The following is a 19,060-nucleotide window of genomic DNA, read 5'->3' on the forward strand; positions in this document are numbered from 1 at the left end:
TGCCATGGCCGGGATCAACGCTCCCAGTAAACCTCTTCCAGGCTGTCTTCCTTCTCGGGCAGACCACGAGAGAGGCGCGGGCTGCTCTGGGCCAGCACCTCATAGCTGACCCGGTTGGCGTACTTGCACACCTGGGCCAGGGAGGAGTAGGTCAGAAACTCGGACATGTGCTTGGCGGAGTTCGGCACATTCATGCGGTGATAGGCGTTGGCCACCATGTCGTGCAGCACGGCAGAAAGCGCGCCATCCCCTGCCCCGTTGGTGTTCTTGATCTTCTCCGGGCCCCCCATGTAAGGGGAGATGTGGGAGTAGATGCGGGCAGGCTTGCGGCACTTGGCACGGGCCATGGGACGACTGAACTCATACATGTTGAACTCGGGGATGACACCGGGCAGCAGGGTATGAGTGGTCTCGCGCTTGTAGTCTTCCTCCGTGTAGCTCGCCATGTAAAGGCCGATGGGACCGGCAGTGCAGAGCACCATGTCGGCCCAGTCCAGCGCCTTGTCAGCGGCGCCGAGGGGATCGGCAATGCCGGTCAGGGCCTCGGCCTCATCTTCATTCATCGCCAGCACAGTCACGTTCTCGGCGATGAAATCGCGCCACCACTGGGGATTCTCGGCAATGACGAAGCGGGTGCCCAGCGTCAGCACCACGGGCACGCCAGCCTCGCGGGCGTAGCGCACGGCAGCCATGGCGGCCTCCTTCATGGGAGTGCCATCTTCACCGCGCACCAGATAGGCGGTGATCACCAGGGCGGAGGACTCCTTGATGACGGCTTCGGGAATGTGCGCCACATCGAGGTGATCCATCTTGCCGGCGTTGATGCCAAAGCTGCGCTCACCGCACTCGGTGATGAAGGTGAAGCAGCGACCGACCGGGCCATCCACCGGCTGCAGGTAATCGAGGTTGACGCGGGAAGAGGTGTTGCACAGATAGCGGTAGGCGTAGCTGCCGATGCGGATATCCTGGCTCATGACGCCAAGCAGGATGGAGTGGGAATCCGCCAGCACAGAGTAGTTGTGCATGGTGTTGCCTATGGTGCCACCGGCAAACTCGCTCACCACCATGTTGTTGGCCTTGAGCTCTTCGTAGACCCGTTCGGCCACATCGTCACTGATCACCACCGAGTGGCCTTTGCTCAGACCATAACGGTTCAGGAAGTCCTCATCCACATGGGCTTCGATGTCCACCAGGGTCTGATCGATTCCCACCACATAGGCTTTGCCAAGTTCGGTAAGCAGGGGATTTTGCGGGATCAGGGGATCACGCCTGTCGACCGGGAAGTAGTGTTTGGACTTGCGCTGACCGGGAAATTTCATGGCAATGTTCTGTGCTCTGGGGGAAAGAGGGGCGGGATTTTAACACAATCCGCCGCGCCGAAAAGTCGCCTGATTAAAATAGGGCGTCAGTATAGACAAGGGCTGCAGAGGAAAACGTTTATCCCATTCCCATCAAAAAACCACTTCACCGTGAAGTGGTTTTTCAGTCAGCAAAGACCAGGAGATCAGCCGAACGAGAGCCCCTGCACCAGGGCCAGCACGGAGAAGAGTCCCAGCGCCAGCCAGAACAGCAGGGTACCAAACAGCCGTGGCATATTGGGGGCCCTGGGGATCTGGATACCGATGGCATGCAGTATGCGCCCTACCAGCAGGCAGAGACCGCCAAGATGCAACCAGAGCGCACCGACCCCCGCCAGTTCACACAGGGCCATCAGCAGCAGGGTCAGCGGCACGTACTCGGCGAAATTGCCGTGGGCGCGGATCGCAGAGCGCATCTCGGGCGCCTCCCCTTCCCCTATCATCACCTTGAACTGGGCACGGCGCTTGACCACCCAGAAGGAGAGCAGCAGGAACAACAGCCCCAGCAGGCCCGCGTAAATCAGCGTGATATGCATCATCATGGCACTCCTTATCCTTGGATCTTGAACGCGGAAAAAACCTGGTCGGCTCGCGCTGCGGGCAAGGTGCTCATCATGCCAGCTCGCGGCAGATGAGGGACACCATCATGCGAATGTGGGCCTGATCGCTGTTGAGAGCCGGTATGTATTCAAACTGCTCGCCACCGGCGGCCATGAAGATCTCCCGGTTCTGCACCTCGATCTCTTCCAGGGTTTCAAGGCAGTCGGCAGAAAAGGCCGGGCAAACCACATCGAGCCGCTTGATACCGGTCGCCGGCAAGCCGGCGATGGTCAGGTCCGTGTAGGGCTTGAGCCACTCCTCCTTGCCAAAACGGGACTGGAAAGTGGCGGTCCACTGGCCGGCCTCGAGCCCGAGCGCCTCGGCCAGCAGAGAAGCAGTGTGGCGACACTGGTGACCATAGGGGTCGCCTTCGTTCTCGTAACGCTCCGGAATACCGTGGAACGACATCAGCAGGTGATCTCCCTGCCCGTGCAGCTCCCAATGGCGGCGCACGCTCATGGCCAGCGCCTGAATGTATTCGGGGTGGGCATGGTAATCACGAATGAGCCGTACCACCGGCAGGTTGCGCTCTTTCTTCATCGCTTTGGCCCAGGCATCGAACACCGGGGCCGTGGTGCTGACCGAATATTGCGGATAGAGCGGCAGCAGGATAACCCGGTTGACCCCCTTGGCCTTGAGCGCCTGCCAGCCATCGTTGATGGAGGGCGAGCCATAGGTCATGGCCAGCTCCACCGGCACCTCGACCCCTTCCCGCTTGAGCTCCTGCTCCAGCGCCGCGCGCTGCTGCTTGCTTATCACCATCAACGGCGAGCCCTGCTCTGTCCACACCTGCTGATAAAGCTTGGCCACCCTGGGGGAGCGCGTCGGCAAAATGATAAAGTGGAGCAGCGGGCACCAGAGGTAGCGAGGCAGGTCGACCACCCGCGGGTCGTGCAGAAACTGGCTGAGAAAGGCCTTGACGGCGGCCGTGGTTGGCGCGGCTGGGGTCCCCAGATTGACCAGCAAGATCCCGGTTTTCGTGGTCACGTTAGCGTCCTGTCTTCCTGTCTGAATGCAAGAAAGGGCCCATGCCGGGCCCTTGTCTCAAGCACATTGCCCATTGCCATCGGCACGAGCCATGGCGGGCTTAGCCCAGTATGGTCGCCAGCTGCTTGCTGACCAGATCCACCGGCTGAGTGCCGTCGATCTTGACGTAACGGGTGTTGCCCGCGTCCGCCTCTTTACCGTAGAAACCGATGAGCGGCGCGGTCTGCTGATGGTAGACATCCAGACGCTTGCGCACTGTGGTCTCTTCGTCGTCGGCACGGATCACCAGATCCTCACCGGTCACGTCATCCTTGCCTTCCACTTTCGGCGGGTTGAACACCACGTGGTAGGTACGGCCCGAGCCGGAGTGGACGCGACGACCGCTCATGCGCTTGACGATCTCTTCGTCCGGCACGTCGAACTCCAGCACGAAGTCGACCACGACACCGGCATCCTTCATGGCTTGCGCCTGGGGAATAGTGCGCGGGAAACCATCCAGCAGGAAGCCGTTGGCGCAATCCGGTTGGGCGATACGCTCTTTGACCAGGCCGATGATGATGTCGTCAGAGACGAGCTGACCTGCGTCCATCACGGCTTTGGCCTTGAGGCCCAGCTCGGTGCCCGCCTTGATCGCCGCACGCAGCATGTCGCCGGTGGAGATCTGCGGAATACCGTGTTTTTCCATGATGAACTGAGCCTGAGTACCTTTACCGGCACCCGGAGCCCCCAACAGAACAATGCGCATACACGCTCCTATTGCTTGGTTATTCAATTCTTGAGAAGGCAAAAAACTACACGGTTTCGCTCATTTTCACAAGCTTGCCCCGTGTGAGTGGCTTATTTTTCACCATGTTACCAAAGCGGCGAGGCGACTCGAGCCGCAGCGCTACCCTGAAAAAATGAGTGAAAATGCAGCGCCCTCCATAACAAGGAGAGGCGCTTGCCCCTTGTCAGGCAAGCGCCATATAAAAAAGGCCCACTGCATGCAGTGGGCCGAAACATCATGCCAGGAGTAACAGACGGTTGATACGGGAGACGAAGCTCGCCGGATCATTCAGACCGCCCTGCTCTGCCAGCTGGGCCTGTTCGTGCAGCAGGGTAACCCACTCGCCGAACAGCGCCTCGTCTTCGATGGTGTCGAGCTTCTTCACCAGCGCATGGTCGGGGTTGAGCTCCAGAATGTACTTCTGCTCAGGTACCGGCTGGCCGGCTGCGCGCATCAGCTTGATCATCTGGGTGCTCATGCCGTGATCGTCGGTGACGATGCAGGAGGGTGAATCGGTCAGACGGTGGGTGACACGCACCTCTTTCACCGCATCGGCCAGGCTCTGCTTGACGCGCGCTACCAGACCGGCGTTGGCCTTCTCGGCCTCTTCTTGCGCCTGCTTGGATGCCTCGTCCTCCAGCTCGCCGAGATCCAGCTCGCCACGGGTGACGGAGACCAGCTGCTTGCCATCGAACTCGGTCAGGTGGCTCATCAGCCACTCGTCGACGCGCTCCCACATCAGCAGCACTTCGACGCCCTTCTTGCGGAAGATCTCGAGGTGCGGGCTGTTCTTGGCGGCAGCGTAGGAGTCAGCAGTGATGTAGTAAATCTTCTGCTGGCCTTCCTTCATGCGGCCCACGTAATCCTCGAGAGAGACGGTCTGGGCTTCGCCCTCGCCCGCCGTGCTGGCAAAGCGCAGCAGTTTGGCGATCTCTTCGCGGTTGGCGTGATCCTCGGCCGGGCCCTCTTTGAGCACGTTGCCGAACTCGCTCCAGAACTTGGCGTACTTCTCGCTGTCATCCTTGGCCAGCTTGGCCAGCATGGTCAGCACCCGCTTGGAGCAGGCCTTGCGCAGGGAGACAGTCACCTTGTTGTCTTGCAGAATTTCACGGCTGACGTTGAGCGGCAGATCGTTGGAGTCCAGCACCCCTTTGACGAAGCGCAGGTAAGCCGGCATAAACTGCTCGGCGTCGTCCATGATGAAGACGCGCTGCACGTACAGCTTCAGGCCGTGCTTCTGATCCCGGTTGTAGAGATCGAAGGGGGCACGGGCCGGCACGTAGAGCAGGCTGGTGTACTCCTGCGCCCCTTCCACCCGGTTGTGACCCCAGAGCAGCGGATCTTCAAAATCGTGGGCGACGTGCTTGTAGAACTCCTGATACTCCTCGTCCTTGATCTCTTTCGGGCTGCGCGTCCACAGGGCAGTGGCACGGTTGACCTGCTCCCACTCGCCCGGCGTGCCGACGATGGTTTCGCCATCCTCTTCACGGTCCGGGGTGCCCTCTTTGTACATCTCCACCGGCACGCTGATGTGGTCGGAATACTTGGCGACCACGGCGCGCAGACGCCAGTCGTCGAGGAACTCACTCTCTTCTGCTCGCAGGTGCAAGATGACGTCGGTACCACGACCGGCTTTGGTCACATCGGCCACGGTGAAGGAGCCTTCCCCTTCCGATTCCCACTGCACGCCTTGCTCAGGCTCGGTACCGGCGGCGCGGGACACCACGGTTACCTTGTCGGCCACGATGAAGGCGGAGTAGAAACCGACCCCGAACTGACCAATCAACTGGGAATCCTTGCCCTGATCACCGGACAAGTTTTTGAAAAAGTCAGCGGTGCCAGACTTGGCGATGGTACCCAGATGCTCAATCACCTGATCCCGGCTCATACCTATGCCGTTATCGGAGATGGTCAGGGTCCGATTCTCTTTATCAACCACCAGGCGAACGCGCAACTGGCCGTCGTTTTCAAACAAAGAGGCATCGGAAAGCGCCTTGAAGCGCAGCTTGTCCGCCGCATCGGAGGCGTTGGAAATCAGCTCGCGCAGGAACACTTCTTTGTTGGAGTAGAGGCTGTGGGCCATCAGGCTCAGCAGTTGTTTGACTTCAGTCTGAAACCCGTGGGTTTCGGCATGAACGCTTTGGGTCATCGACACTATCCTCAGGCGATTCGGGTTGAACACATTCCTGATACAAGATGGGGCCTGGGATCACCATTTCAAGGGGGACAAGTCTGCTGACGGTGCGAATGGCGATTTTTGCGCCAGCGCACTGACAGACGCAGCCCATCGGCCAAACAAAAAACCCGCCGGGGCGGGTTTGAAAAACAAGTGACTGACGCGAACTTAGTTAAGGGGTTGACGCCCCATCAGCGAATGAGAAAGCGTGGTGCCATCCACCAGCTCCAACTCGCCCCCCACCGGCACGCCGTGGGCAATCCGGCTCACCTTGACGCCAGCAGCGCGGGCCATGTCGGCTATGTACCAGGCGGTGGCATCCCCTTCTATGGTGGGGTTGGTGGCCAGGATCAGCTCGCTGATGGACTCCGCCTTCAGACGCCGCTCCAGGATCTCCAGCCCCAGCTCTTCCGGGCCTATGCCATCGAGGGGTGACAGGTGTCCCATCAGCACAAAGTAACGACCGGAGAACTGGCCTGTGTGCTCGATGGCGGCCACGTCCGCCGGGCTCTCCACCACGCACAGCAGGCCGCTCTCTTCCCGCTTGGGATTGGTGCAGATCTCGCAAAGCGTGTTTTCGGTGAAGGTGCGGCAATGGCTGCAGTGACCAATCTCGGTCAGCGCCCGGTTGAGCAGCTGGGCCAGGCGAAAACCGCCACTGCGTTCGCGCTCGAGCAGGGTAAACGCCATGCGCTGGGCCGACTTGGGACCGACCCCCGGCAACACTTGCAGGGCCTTCATCATCTCATCCAGCAAGGGGCTGAATTTCATGGGCTAAGTATCCTTTGACGCTGTGTCGGCGGGCGGTAACCGCAGGCGGCCCTTGCGGGTGCGGGTTGCTCTTCGCCCAGCCGAACCAATCTTGTTGGCGCAGGACTATACCCGAGCCGCCCCCCGTCCGCCAATGGCCTTGTGCCTGCCGGCCCGATGACGTCGCCCACCGCATGAGACGGCACCATGACCACACTACCCCAGCCCGATACGCTGACGGCCGCAGTAGATCTCGGCGCGGCCCGGACGGCAAAACCCCACCAGGGTGAGCCCGGTCTGCTCGGCCCGCTCGACCGCCAGCTCAGTGGCGGCCGAGATGGCGAGCAAAATCTCCACCCCGGCACTGGCGCACTTTTGCACCATCTCGAAGCTGGCGCGGCTGGTCACCAGAATGGCGCCATCCCGCCGACCGCTGCGGCACAAATGCCCCACCAGCTTGTCCAGCGCAATATGGCGCCCCACATCCTCACGGATGGCGAGAATATTGCCCTCCCCGTCCAGATGCACCGCCGCATGGGTGGCGCCGGTGCGCTGGCCCAATAACTGGAGCGGGCGCAGCGCGGTCAGCACCTTGTCGATATGACCCACCGCCAGACGCTGGCTGTCGGGCAATCTTGGCTGGCTGCGGATCACCTGATCCAGACTCTCGCTGCCGCAGATGCCGCAACCGGTGCGGCCCGCCATGGTGCGCCGCTTCTCTTTGAGGCGGTGGACGCAACGATTGGCCAGGGTGATGTGCAGCTCAATCCCCTGACAGCCGTCAATCTGTTCGATGTCGTGGATATCGAGCAGGCTGTCGATGATCCCCTCTGAGAGGGAAAAACCGATGGCGAAATCCTCCAGATCGGAGGCCGAGCACATCATGACGCTGTGGGCGATGCCGTTGTAGACCAGCGCCACTGGCGTCTCGGAGGGCAGTTCCATCTCGCTGTCGCAGGTCAGTGTATCGGCACGGTAGTGCACCACCTCACGATGGATGGCGCAGCGGGCCAATTCGCTTTGCTCTGCGTGTTCCTCCGGCAGGCTTGTCTCTGTCTCCCCCCTCATGAGGCGACCCCATCGATGATCTCGGGATCTCTGGCCGAGATACCGAGCCGCTTCATCTTCGACAGCAGGGTGGTGCGTTTCATGCCAAGGCGTGCAGCGGCCCCCCTGTCACCTGCGACGATGCCGTTGCAATCGCGCAGGGCGGCGATGATCGCCTCGCGCTCATCGGTCGGCGCCTCGTTGGCAAACAGCGGCGAGGCGGGTTCGTCATAGACCAGGGTCTCTATCTTGTGATAGCCCTTGAGCGGCATCAGCTCGTCGGGGGAGAGATTGAGCACATGGCCCCGGGTCATCACCACAGCGCGCTCTATGATGTTTTCCAGCTCGCGAATGTTGCCGTACCAGGGGAGCGACACCAGCATCTTCATGGCATCTGCGGGGATCGAGGTGATGTTGCGGCGCATCCGCTTGGCGATCTTCTTGATAAAGAAATTGACCAGCAGCGGTATGTCTTCACGCCGCTCGCGCAGGGGCGGCAGCTCGATGGGAAAGACGTTGAGCCGGTAGTAGAGATCGCTTCTAAAGCGCTTGTTCTTGACCATGGAGAGCAGATCGCAGTTGGTGGCGGCCACCAGCCGCACATCGATGGCGATGGGGTTGCTGTTGCCGACCCGCTCCAGCTCGTGCTCCTGCAACACCCGCAAGAGCTTGGGCTGCAAGTCCAGCGGCATGTCCCCCACCTCGTCGAGAAACAGGGTGCCCTTGTGGGCCCGCTCGAAGCGACCGATGCGCTGGGCCAAGGCGCCGGTGAAGGCCCCCTTCTCGTGGCCGAACAGATCGCTCTCGATAAGCCCGGTGGGAATGGCGGCGCAGTTCACCTTCACCATCTCCTGCTCGTGGCGAGCACTCAGCCGATGAATGGCCTGGGCAATCAGCTCCTTGCCGGTGCCGGTTTCCCCCAGGATCAGCACGGAGCAGTCGCTCTGAGCCACCAGTTTCACCTTCTCCAACACGCTCGCCATGGCGGCGCTTTGATAGATGATGCTGGAGAAATCGGCGTTGGGCTCGATCTCCGCCACCCGGATCGTCTTCTCCCTGGCACCGTTGGTGTTGGAGATCTCCTGCTGCGCCTGCACGTTGTTCATGGCAATCGCCGTGCGGGCCGCCACCTGCTCCAGCAGGGAGATATCGATGTCGGCAAAAAAGTCCGCATTCGGGTGGGAGAGGATCAAGACCCCCAGCAGATTACCCCGATAGCGCAGCGGCAGAATGCAGGAGCTGTCCGCATCGGTCGGCAATATCTGGGAGGTGAAGCGGCAACTCGCATCACAGCCGTGGCCCTGATCCCGATAGATGAAAAAGGGTTCGCTGTGGCCAAGCGCCCCCTGCAAACAGCGCTTCTCGAAACAGGAGTGGTTGATGATACCGGGCTGATCGCACGCCTGCTGATTGACCAGATAGCTCTTGAAACTGTCGGAGGTAGCGTTGTACTCCGCCAGACACAGGCTGCTGATGGCGAAGTGATGCTGCAAGATGGCAAACAGGCTCTTGGGCAACTCGGCGATGCGCACTAATTTAATCACCGCATTGGTGACATCCACCAGGATCTTGCAGCTGTCGCGCTCAAGGCGCAGGGAGTTGGCCTGCTCCAGGGTGCGCTCCTTGTCGAGCACGTTTTCGAGCGCAATGGCGACGATGGCCGCCAGCTGGGTCAGCTTGGCCAACGTCTCCATGGTGAAATTGTCGAGCCGGGTGTTGATAAACTCGACCCCACCAAGATGGCTGCGGGCGGTGGTGATGGGGAGCTGGCAGTAGGAGCGCAGCCCGGCATAAATGCCTTCTGCCTCAAGGGAGGGGCTGCGATTCTCAAAGTGGGCGGCCGCAAGCATGATGGCCTGCTCCTGAGCTTCTCGGGTGGGACAAGGGGGAAAGTGCAGTTCTGCCTTGGGGCAGACAAGGTGCTTTGGGCCGGAATGTCCCATGAAGTAGAAGATGGCCTCCTCACCCGCACCCATGTTGAGGATCAGGTTGACCCGGGTCACGCCGCCAAAGCTTGCATCTATCTTGTTGAGTTTGTGGATAAAATCATCGAGCGTCACGGCCGACAGGAGGGATTTGGAGAGCAGGAGGAAACCGTCGTCCCAGATGGGAGAGATCTCGTCCAGGGGGATGGCACTCACATTTAGCATTGCGGCCTCGCGTTATATCGATTTAGTCACCCGTCAGGCTGTCCATGCCATCGCATCACGACCAGATCACGTCACCAACATAAATAGCCGCAGCCCATCAAGAGGGCTGCCAATAAGAAAAGCGGTGACGAAACGTGTCGCATGTTGCCATTCCAGAGCGGTTATTAACGAACGACAACAAAAAATAACATTGCTATCGGGGGATATATTGGAACGGCGACTTATCATAGATGAGCACTAATTTCATTACAATCCGATTTAATATATCTGATGGCCATATTTAGCCAGTGATGACACCAAACCTTGATCCGCATTATGGCGGCCGATAAAACGGCTGTCGTCAACTGTCAGATCTACCCATCGCGGCCCCTGCAGCCGGATCCCGGCCCTCGTTGGTGGCGAGTCACGAGCTGATAAGCCGACTGTGGCAGCACTTCAACCCGCCGAAGATAAAGAGGGCCGACAGGCTCTGGAAGGCCATCAGCAGCCAGCTGGCGTTGTCGGCAAGCTCGGCGGTGACGCTCTGGTGAGTGAGGTAAACCAGCAGGGTGACCGCCCCCAATAGCAGGCAGTTGATCAGGGTGGTGGAGACAAAGGCGATGAGCCAGGCCACCGGCACACTCAGGGCGGCCAATACGCTGCCCATGGCGAGCCGTGCCGCCATAAAACAGCCGAAGAAACCGAAGCCGAGCAGAAATATCATCTCGTCGTGCCACATATAGCAGCCCATGCCAATCAATATCGCCGCCAGATAGGTGCCAATATAGAAAAGTCCGAATAATCGGCTAATTTCGCTGTGCATCATTCAATTCCCATCAAATGGTGGCAATAAAAGGGGACCCGACTCAACCATATAAGTCGGGAACACCTTATTTATGCAGGATGACCCTGTTGTCGCCGGACTAACCTTTGGCTGCGCTGCGCAATTTCGCCTTGAGCGCGCTGTACTCGGTCTGGACGTACACCTCCGCCTCAGCCTGACCTTCAATGCGCTCGATTTTCACCGCGCAGTACTTGTACTCGGGCGTGTAGGAGACAGGATCAAGGTGCTCTATGGTCAGCTCGTTGCACGCCCCGATCCACCACTGGTAGGTCATATAGACCACACCGGCGTTGACCCGCTCGTTGTAGTTGGCCCGGGTGATCACCTTGCCGCGCCGCGACGAGATCCAGACCAGCGCCTGATCCTTCACCCCGAGCTTTTGCGCATCGCTCGGGTGGATCTGCACATAGCCCGGCTCATCGGCCAGGGTCTGCAGCGCCGAGCAGTTACCGGTCATGGAGCGGCAGGAGTAGTGCCCGACCTCCCGCACGGTAGAGAGCACCAGCGGATACTCGGCACAAGGCTGCTCCAGCGGCGCACGCCACTCGGCGGCGATCAGCTGGCCCTTGCCACTCGGGGTAGTGAACACATTCCCCTCGAACAGGGTGCTGGTGCCCGGGTGATCCTCGGTCGGGCAAGGCCACTGCACGCTCTTGAGATCCGCTATCTTGTCGTAGCTGACCCCGGTATAGAGCGGGCAAAGGGCGCGCATCTCGTCCCAGATCTCTTGCGTGTTCTGGTACTCCATGGGATACCCCATGGCGGTGGCCATCAGCGAGAAGATGGCCCAGTCGGGCTTGACGTTCTGTGGCGGTGTCACCGCCTTGTAGAAGCGCTGGAAGCCGCGATCTGCCGAGCTGTAAACCCCCTCGTGCTCGCCCCAACTGGTGGCAGGCAAAATGACATCCGCCATCTCGGCGGTCTGGGTCATGAAGATATCCTGCACGATCACCAGATCCATGCCGCCCAAGGTGCGGCGGAACTGGGCCAGATCGGCTTCAGTCTGCGCCGGATCTTCGCCAAAGATGTAGAAGGCCTTGCACTTGCCCTCCTCCACCTTGTGACTCAGCTCCGTCAGCCGATAGCCGGGCTTCTGGGAGAGGGACGGCACGCCCCACGCTTTGGCGAACTTGGCGCTGATGGCCGGATCGCTCACCGACTGATAACCCGGGAACTGGTGCGGCAGCATCCCCATGTCGCAGGTGCCCTGCACGTTGTTCTGCCCGCGCACCGGGCCGCAACCGGTGCCGCGGCGACCGAAGTTGCCAGTCAGCAGCGCAAGCCCTGCCAGCCCTTTGACCACATCCACGGCCTGACCGTATTGGGTCACCCCCATGCCCCACAGGATCATGGATGCAGGCGAGGCGGCATAAGTGCGAATGGCGGCGCGGATATCGGCGGCTTTCAGGCCAGTGATCCCCTCCACATATTCCGGGGTGTACTTGGCGACTGTCGCCTTGAAGGTGTCGAACCCTTCGGTGTAGTTGGCGACGAACGCCTTGTTATAGAGCCCTTCACTGATCAACACGTTGGCAAAGGCGTTAACCAGCGCCATGTTGGAACCGTTTTTGAGCGGCAGCCACTGATCGGCGATGCGGGCGGTCTCCACCATGCGGGGATCACACACAATCACCTTGGCCCCGTTCGCCTTCGCCTTGAGGATATGGCGGGCGACGATGGGGTGAGAGTCAGCAGCGTTGTAACCAAACACCAGCAGGCACTTGGTCTCTTGAATTTCGGGAATGGCGTTGCTCATGGCGCCGTTGCCTACCGTTGTCTCCAGACCGGAGACTGAGGGTGCGTGTCACACCCTCGCGCAGTGGTCGACGTTGTTCGTCCCCAGCACAGCGCGGGCAAATTTTTGCATCACATAGTTGGCTTCGTTACCCGGGCCACGGGCCGAGCCGGTGGTCATGATGGCGTCGGCACCGTAGGTCGCCTTGATGGCAGCCAGACGGCTGCTGGCAAAGTCGATCGCCTCATCCCAGGAGACGGATTCGAGCTTGCCACCGCGCTCGCGGCGGATCATCGGGCTCTTGAGACGGGGGGTCAGCAGGTTGGTGTCGTTCAAAAAATCCCAACCGTAATAGCCCTTGAGGCAGAGCTGCCCCTCGTTGGTCCGGCCGTTGGCGCCTTCGGCCCCCACCACCTTGTCGTTTTCAACCAGCAGGTTGATCTTGCAACCGGTGCCGCAATAGGGGCAGACAGTAATGACTTTTTTCATGACTCACACTCTTGTTTGTTAACGGTAAAAGGCCTTTAACGAAAATGGCTGGTCAGGGGTAGACAGCACAGGGGCGCAAGCGTCCGTCAGCCAGGGGCTGCGCACGCCATCCCGATGCTTTATCCCCGTGCCAACACCGGCTGGCGCTGGCAGGCCCCCATCGCCTCGGCACTGGCCAGCTGCTTCTGGCGATTCAACTCGCCGAGCGATGCCGGCGTCACCAGCCGCAGCGCCTGGGTCGGGCACACCTCGACACAGGCCGGGCCCGCCTCGCGGTGACGGCAGAGGTCGCACTTCAAGGCTTGCGCCTTGGTCTGCGGGCGCTTGAACAGCGCATCGGCAGCGGGCGCCACCTCTTTCACCACCACCGCCATGGCACCGTAAGGACAGGCCACCACACAGGATTTGCAGCCGATACAGCGCGCCTGCAACACCTTGACGCAACCATCTTCGGTCACGATGGCATTGTTGGGGCAGGCCAGGGCGCACGGCTTGTCTTCACACTGGCGGCAGAGCACAGGCGTGGTCACCTTGCTGCCCACGATCACCTTCAGGCGCGGCTGGAAATAGCTGTCTTTGGAGACCAGATGTCCATCCTCGATGGCAAGCTGCAGGCCCCCCTCCCGCTCAAGGGTCCCGCTGCCGGAGCTTGACTGGTGTGACACGGCGCAGGCCACCTCACAGGTACGACACCCAATACAGAGACTGGGATCTGCAATCACGAAGCTGTTCATAGAGAGGGATCCTAAATGGTTCGTTACTGCCGCACTGGCATCGCCCGGCGTGCCCAGGTGCCAGCCCCGGGGGGCCCACACTCACACACCGGCGACGCAGCCGACCTACTCACCGAGCATTTATCAGACCAAAAACGGACATGAGCGAAATAAAATTCACAAGCCACTGAATGTAAAGGGGTAATCAGAGTGCCGGTCGTAGAATGTCAGGCCGGTGACGATGACGACAGCCCCGCAGCACTGTGGTCGACACGACAAAAGTGACGAGCTCGACACCCTAATGACAACCCTCTTCACCATCGGAGAAGCCGACCTGCCGACGACACATATGGCATGGCGGCAACAGGACGCAAGGCAGTGTTAGCAGGCCTGGAGAGAGCAGAGCGACGGCTAAAATGTTTAGTTTTGCTATTTGAAAGGTGTTGGTCGTAAGGAAGAAAGAACAAAAAAAACCCTCTATTGACCCATTTTTTTGAACAAGATCCGGTTTCCAACACCTTTCGCTACTGTTTTTTATCTAATGAAATAAAATGTCTCACATGACAACCCATCTCTAAGGTGTTATTTTAATGAAATAAATAAAATAGTCCGCTTGGGCCAATAGCAGCAGACGATAATGTAACTAACTTATCTGTAGACATTCATTGATTTACAATGTGACAATTAATTTAAATTTAGCTTAATCAAAAACATGCATCTAAACATCATATATTAGACATTTTCAGTTTTTCTCTTAGATGATGTACAACATAAATTATGGAGCTAATAAATTGACTATATGTGAAAACACTATTAGAGATAGATTTGCTGAGAATTTAAAAATTCTGGAACCCGGGCTTACATTCATTGCTAAAGAATTCAATCTAAATAATAACTTCGGCACTAATGGACGTGTTGACATACTAGCTAAAGACGAATTCAATAATTATGTTGTAATTGAATTAAAGCGCAGTGACCAAGCGGCTAGACAGGGAATACATGAATTATTTAAATATTTATCAATTTTAAGTTCCCAACTTGGGGTTAGCCAAAATTCAATTCGAGCAATTCTTGTTTCGACTACATGGCATGAATTAAGAGTCCCATTCACAGAATATTTAAAAATCACACCATATCCTACTAAAGGAATTCAGATATCTATTGATGAGCAAGGAATGCCTATTTCATCAAAAGAAATTTCATTGGCACCGGTGCATCTTCCATTACATTTCTCCCCTATACAGATGGTATATTTGTATAAAAATCCATCTAAAAGAAACTCTAGTTTTTCTAAAATCTCTAGTGCATTAAAATCTATTGGAGTGAATGATCATTTTTTAATTTCCTGTGACTATCATGGAAATAACCGCTCTGTTATATATCCACATGCTGTTTATTTTTTTTTCCTCACCATTGTTAACTGCCGATAAAAATGAAACAATCAAAATAAAAGAAAAAATTGACTGGGATAATGACCTTGATAATCCAGATGATAATTTCATATCTGCAATCCCTTACTCTATGTTTTCATACGATGATATGGAAATAGGATACCCTGAGAAACTTAGAGTAATCAGTTATGATTGGCAATTAGTGGTAGCGAATCGAAGTGGTCGATTTTATGACAACTATAAAATCATATCAGACGAAGATTTAATTAGAGATGCTATGTATATAGAAGGCGGCTCATCTAATTACTTAATTAAAATAACATCACCACAATTTCCAGCTCAATGGTCAGAGTTTACTGATGACTTAAGTTCTATTACGGAGGGAAATAGTTACTGGTCCGGTATCATACCTAAATTAATGGATGGCATTAAAAGCCGAGATCTAAAAGCCAAAGTTTCTTGTTATATTTACAGTTTATCAAACACTCCAGTTACATTATATGGCATTGCTTTAGAACAAACTGATTATGTACCAACGTTCCAACTAGTAAGTAAAGAGAACAATGGGGTTAGATATGTTGTCAGTATATTCAATTGGAATGGGGAAAATATTAGATTAAGTCCTAGCGAGTTTATTACTATCACATATGGCTCTGAGCTGCGTTGGATGACACATCAGCACTTCAATGAAACGTTCAAATTTGATGACGTTGCAATGAGAAATGTAAATATTGAATACCCACTTTTTGAGGTTTGGGCACAAGAAGATGGAACTATTGAAATATCGTTACTCACGTTAAGCAAGAAAGGTGAACTTCGAAGAGTTAAAGTTCCACTTGTGCCAGAAAGCAATATATATAACTACAGGGAACATAATCTAAAGTTCATGTGTGATTATGCAATTTTCATGTCAGAAATCGGTCTAAAATTACAATAACGCTTTGATCAAAGATACGCTGCCATATATAAAAGCAATGGATAAATAACTTGATGAATTATGTTATCTCAAAGGGTTTTATTAGTCCCGTAGGGTGCAATAAGCGCAGCGCATTGCGCCTCTGCTTTTACGCATTAAATTAGTGGTGCAATTCACTTCGTTCATTGCACCCTACCTATATATCCACTCTCGCTTTACTTGATAGCGGCTGCTGTTATGGCGGCCACGTTACGTTCCCGTCATCCCTTCCCTCTCACATATCAAATAAAGACGCTGTCGCCACCCCATTCCAGCCTCTTTACCCACAGAGCCCTCCATATATTGGTCAGCATCTCTGTATTGCAATCGCCGGAAGATTAATCATCTGACTCACCTTGCACATGTGATTATTTATCACGGTTTTCCTGATAGTGCGCGCAGGATCAGTTCGGGATCCTGCCAAAACGGGTGATGAACCGGGCTCGCAGGTGGATATTGGCGGGGGTGAACGGCATCGGCGCTGACGCCCGCAGTGACAACCGTCACCGCAATGGCACGGCAGTCACTGACGGCTTGGCAGACGTGGGACGGATGGTCTGGCTGGTGTCATTTATTACGCGGCCAGCTATCAGCAATGGCGGTGCAATGGCAGATGCCAATGCACCGCACTGCGCTGTTATGGTGACAGCGCCCTGCCCTGACTAGCTCAGATCGTGCAGTGCTTTGCCAAGCGGAGGGGAAAGACGCATATCAGAGAAGGTCACCGCCAACCCTTCACGCTCCGGCGTACAGCACATGATGCCGATAAAGTTGCATGATGCCGCCGAGAAGGGACAGAGGCGCAACAAGGGCCAATGCTCACCATCGCAGGAATACTGCAACCGCAAAGCACCATTGGCTAACGTCAAGCGCAGCCAGAAGCGGCCTGCATGGCCTGTAAACACGCCCGTTGCCCAGTCAGAGCAAGGGTTGGTTAATACACTCCCTATCATGGGTTGCGCATCATTGAACTCAATGCCTGCTTTTAACCAGTGCTGCTCGTTCTGAATCAACATCAGGCCAGCCTGGTCATATAGCGTGGTGTAGTCGCCTTCGACGCACACTTGAAACGTAAAATCGCCCTCCACTTCACAGCCATAAACATGGCCAGAATGGCGCTGAAAGTCGTACCAGGTCGTTTGCCAAAAATCACTCTTGTGGTCGGTCACCACCTGCAATTTACCTTCGTTCAAGTGCCAGGTGGCTGGCTCGTTGAGCCAATACCATTTCTTTGTGTCACATTTCATCGAATTCGCTTCCTTAGCAATATAGGCGGGGCCTCAATCAAGCTGTACCTTGCGGTAACTGAGAAACAGTGCGCAAGAGAGCAAGGTTACGCAGGTAAACGCACCAATTAAAGAGAAGATGTGAGCAAGCCCCCCTATGATGGCCGGCCCAATCAGAATACCTGAGTACCCCATCGTTGACACCGCAGCCACCGCCAGCGCATCGGGCATGGCTTTCTGACGACCAGAGGCGGTAAATAACATGGGGGCGACGTTGGCCAGACCGAGACCAATCAACAAAAAGGCACACGCCAGCATCCAGAGAGAGGTACTGAGCACCAATATGGTAAATCCACCGGTCGCCAATATTGCACTGGATACAAACACTCGTTTATGGCCAAACATGGCGATCACACGATCACCGGTAAATCGGCCAATCGTCATGGTCACGGCAAACAGGGTATAACCGACCCCGGCTTGATTGGCATTCACATTTGGCTGACCCAGCAACAGTATGCCACTCCAGTCGAGCATCGCCCCTTCCATGATGTAGGCAATAAAGCACAGGGCGCCCAAAATGATGACACTGCCATGTGGCAACACAAAAAATGGCGTATCACGTTGTTCCGATTCATTGAGCAATCCCTGCCAGGCTGACAGGATTAACAGCACCAGAAAAAATTGCACCATAAAAACGACGTTCAGCGACGAGACGCCGAGCGCCAATAGCGCACTGACCACCCCTGCCCCGGTAATGCCGCCCAGACTGAACAGAGCATGAAAGCCTGACATAATGGGCTTGTTCGCACGTTTTTCAGTGATGACAGCATGAATATTGACCACCACATCCATGGCGCCTATTCCTGCCCCGAATATGAATAACGCTATCGCAATTGGCAAAACCTGATCCAACACAACCAGTGCCGGCAAGGTGAGCAGTACAACCAATAACGCCGAGGTAAAAACACGTCTGCAGCCATAGCGTGACGCCAGCATCCCTGATAGTGGCATCATCAGCAGTGAACCGAGACCAAAGGCCAGCAATATCGCCCCCATGGTGCCATTCTCGACTTGCAAACGTTCTTTGACGAGTGGGATAAGCGGGGCCCATGTGGCCAGACTGAAACCTGCAATAAAGAATGCTTTTCGCGTTGCCTGTACGGGTTGCTGGATAAAAAGCGGTATGGCTAACTCTGACATAATGAACTTCCTAAAACAGCTCCCTGCATTCAGGGAGCAAGAGATCAGACTGCGGGGTAAAACGATTTAAAAGCATCAATGTCGCTTAATTGTTCAATGATGGCGACAGTATTTTCATAGTGTTGTTGATCAGATAACGCATGTGGCCAGGCATATACATGTTCAATCCCGGCACGTATTGCAGCCAGCACACCGAGATCGGTATCTTCGATCACCACCACCTTTTCCGCAGACGTATTCAATAACGCAAGCATGGCCAGATAGGGGTCTGGATGCGGCTTGGTTCGTGCCACATCATCACCAGAAATCAGCACAGGCGCCTCTGTTAGGCCGAGTAATGCGATATTGGCCAAGCAGATATCTCTGGGGGCGGTAGAGACAAATCCAAACTTGATATTTAACTTCTGCAAGGCCGCCGTCAAAGTCACGACACCCGGGCGAAGATATGCCTCGTTTAACTTTTCCTTATAGGTGGAAATGGTTTTTGAAACAATGTCTGATTGAAGCGCTTGCGGGACTTTTATATGTTCAAGCGTCTCTTCCAAACTTAAGCCAATCAACTGCTGAGGCTGATAGTCACAGGCATGGTCTGGAGCCAAATGGCGTAATACATCAAAGTGAAGTTGTTCACTATCAACGATGACGCCATCAATATCAAATATAACCGTAATGGGCTGCATGATGTTTCTCTAAC

General features: G+C 55.9%; 16 protein-coding genes. 2 read left to right on the forward strand and 14 right to left on the reverse strand.

All coding sequences use genetic code 11. The annotated features are described in order from the left end of the window. Positions 1 to 14: 14 nt before the first annotated feature. The 11 genes from BN1129_RS02380 to BN1129_RS02435 all read right to left on the reverse strand — a co-directional run bounded on the left by BN1129_RS02380 (position 15) and on the right by BN1129_RS02435 (position 13,615). Positions 15 to 1,319, reverse strand: a complete 1,305-nt coding sequence (locus tag BN1129_RS02380; protein WP_042034252.1) for an inosine/guanosine kinase — start codon at positions 1,317 to 1,319, stop codon at positions 15 to 17. 185 nt (positions 1,320 to 1,504) lie between these two features. Beyond that, a complete protein-coding gene (locus BN1129_RS02385) occupies positions 1,505 to 1,897 on the reverse strand; it encodes an MAPEG family protein (RefSeq protein WP_042034254.1) in 393 nt (130 codons plus the stop codon). A 73-nt stretch (positions 1,898 to 1,970) separates the two neighbouring features. Then, positions 1,971 to 2,945 carry a ferrochelatase gene (hemH, locus tag BN1129_RS02390; protein ID WP_042034256.1) on the reverse strand — a complete coding sequence of 325 codons (975 nt, stop codon included), beginning with the start codon at positions 2,943 to 2,945 and terminating at the stop codon, positions 1,971 to 1,973. Between the two features lie 100 nt (positions 2,946 to 3,045). Continuing rightward, entirely contained in the window at positions 3,046 to 3,690 is a 645-nt protein-coding gene (gene adk / locus BN1129_RS02395; RefSeq protein ID WP_042034257.1) for an adenylate kinase, read from the reverse strand. A gap of 256 nt (positions 3,691 to 3,946) precedes the next feature. After that, positions 3,947 to 5,860: a molecular chaperone HtpG gene (gene htpG / locus BN1129_RS02400; RefSeq protein WP_042034259.1), complete on the reverse strand. Its 1,914-nt coding sequence runs from the start codon at positions 5,858 to 5,860 to the stop codon at positions 3,947 to 3,949. A 195-nt stretch (positions 5,861 to 6,055) separates the two neighbouring features. Then, entirely contained in the window at positions 6,056 to 6,658 is a 603-nt protein-coding gene (gene recR, locus BN1129_RS02405) for a recombination mediator RecR (protein ID WP_042034260.1), read from the reverse strand. A gap of 195 nt (positions 6,659 to 6,853) precedes the next feature. Beyond that, on the reverse strand, positions 6,854 to 7,705 hold the full coding sequence (gene fdhD, locus BN1129_RS02410; protein ID WP_042034262.1) for a formate dehydrogenase accessory sulfurtransferase FdhD: 852 nt from the start codon (positions 7,703 to 7,705) through the stop codon (positions 6,854 to 6,856). Next, positions 7,702 to 9,834 carry a sigma 54-interacting transcriptional regulator gene (locus tag BN1129_RS02415; RefSeq protein ID WP_042034264.1) on the reverse strand — a complete coding sequence of 711 codons (2,133 nt, stop codon included), beginning with the start codon at positions 9,832 to 9,834 and terminating at the stop codon, positions 7,702 to 7,704. Before BN1129_RS02415 ends, fdhD begins: the two co-directional genes overlap by 4 nt. Positions 9,835 to 10,237: 403 nt before the next feature. Then, on the reverse strand, positions 10,238 to 10,636 hold the full coding sequence (locus tag BN1129_RS02420; protein WP_042034265.1) for a hypothetical protein: 399 nt from the start codon (positions 10,634 to 10,636) through the stop codon (positions 10,238 to 10,240). Between the two features lie 100 nt (positions 10,637 to 10,736). Then, the gene (gene fdhF, locus BN1129_RS02425) at positions 10,737 to 12,881 is read right to left on the reverse strand and encodes a formate dehydrogenase subunit alpha (RefSeq protein WP_084204550.1); all 2,145 of its coding nucleotides are present in this window, start codon (positions 12,879 to 12,881) and stop codon (positions 10,737 to 10,739) included. Positions 12,882 to 13,000: 119 nt separating this feature from the next. Further along, positions 13,001 to 13,615 carry a 4Fe-4S dicluster domain-containing protein gene (locus BN1129_RS02435; RefSeq protein WP_042034270.1) on the reverse strand — a complete coding sequence of 205 codons (615 nt, stop codon included), beginning with the start codon at positions 13,613 to 13,615 and terminating at the stop codon, positions 13,001 to 13,003. Between the two features lie 770 nt (positions 13,616 to 14,385). Here BN1129_RS02435 and BN1129_RS22095 point away from each other — a divergent pair. Both BN1129_RS22095 and BN1129_RS23035 read left to right on the forward strand, forming a co-directional pair. Then, complete coding sequence (locus BN1129_RS22095) at positions 14,386 to 15,024, forward strand: endonuclease NucS domain-containing protein (RefSeq protein WP_167335262.1); 639 nt, start codon at positions 14,386 to 14,388, stop codon at positions 15,022 to 15,024. After that, positions 14,951 to 15,922: a hypothetical protein gene (locus BN1129_RS23035; RefSeq protein WP_157013233.1), complete on the forward strand. Its 972-nt coding sequence runs from the start codon at positions 14,951 to 14,953 to the stop codon at positions 15,920 to 15,922. The genes BN1129_RS22095 and BN1129_RS23035 overlap by 74 nt, the downstream gene beginning before the upstream one ends. A 680-nt stretch (positions 15,923 to 16,602) precedes the next feature. Here the strand turns inward: BN1129_RS23035 and BN1129_RS02445 are convergent. Genes BN1129_RS02445 through BN1129_RS02455 form a run of 3 tightly spaced genes read right to left on the reverse strand, consistent with a single transcriptional unit; the run spans position 16,603 to position 19,046 of the window. Next, positions 16,603 to 17,187, reverse strand: a complete 585-nt coding sequence (locus BN1129_RS02445; RefSeq protein WP_042034272.1) for a DUF1349 domain-containing protein — start codon at positions 17,185 to 17,187, stop codon at positions 16,603 to 16,605. Positions 17,188 to 17,220: 33 nt separating this feature from the next. Further along, entirely contained in the window at positions 17,221 to 18,366 is a 1,146-nt protein-coding gene (locus BN1129_RS02450; RefSeq protein ID WP_042034274.1) for an MFS transporter, read from the reverse strand. Positions 18,367 to 18,410: 44 nt separating this feature from the next. Further along, entirely contained in the window at positions 18,411 to 19,046 is a 636-nt protein-coding gene (locus BN1129_RS02455; RefSeq protein ID WP_042034276.1) for an HAD family hydrolase, read from the reverse strand. Between the last annotated feature and the right edge of the window lie 14 nt (positions 19,047 to 19,060).

The sequence above is a fragment of the Aeromonas popoffii genome (genome assembly GCF_000820025.1).
In the GTDB taxonomy this organism is placed as follows: domain Bacteria; phylum Pseudomonadota; class Gammaproteobacteria; order Enterobacterales; family Aeromonadaceae; genus Aeromonas; species Aeromonas popoffii.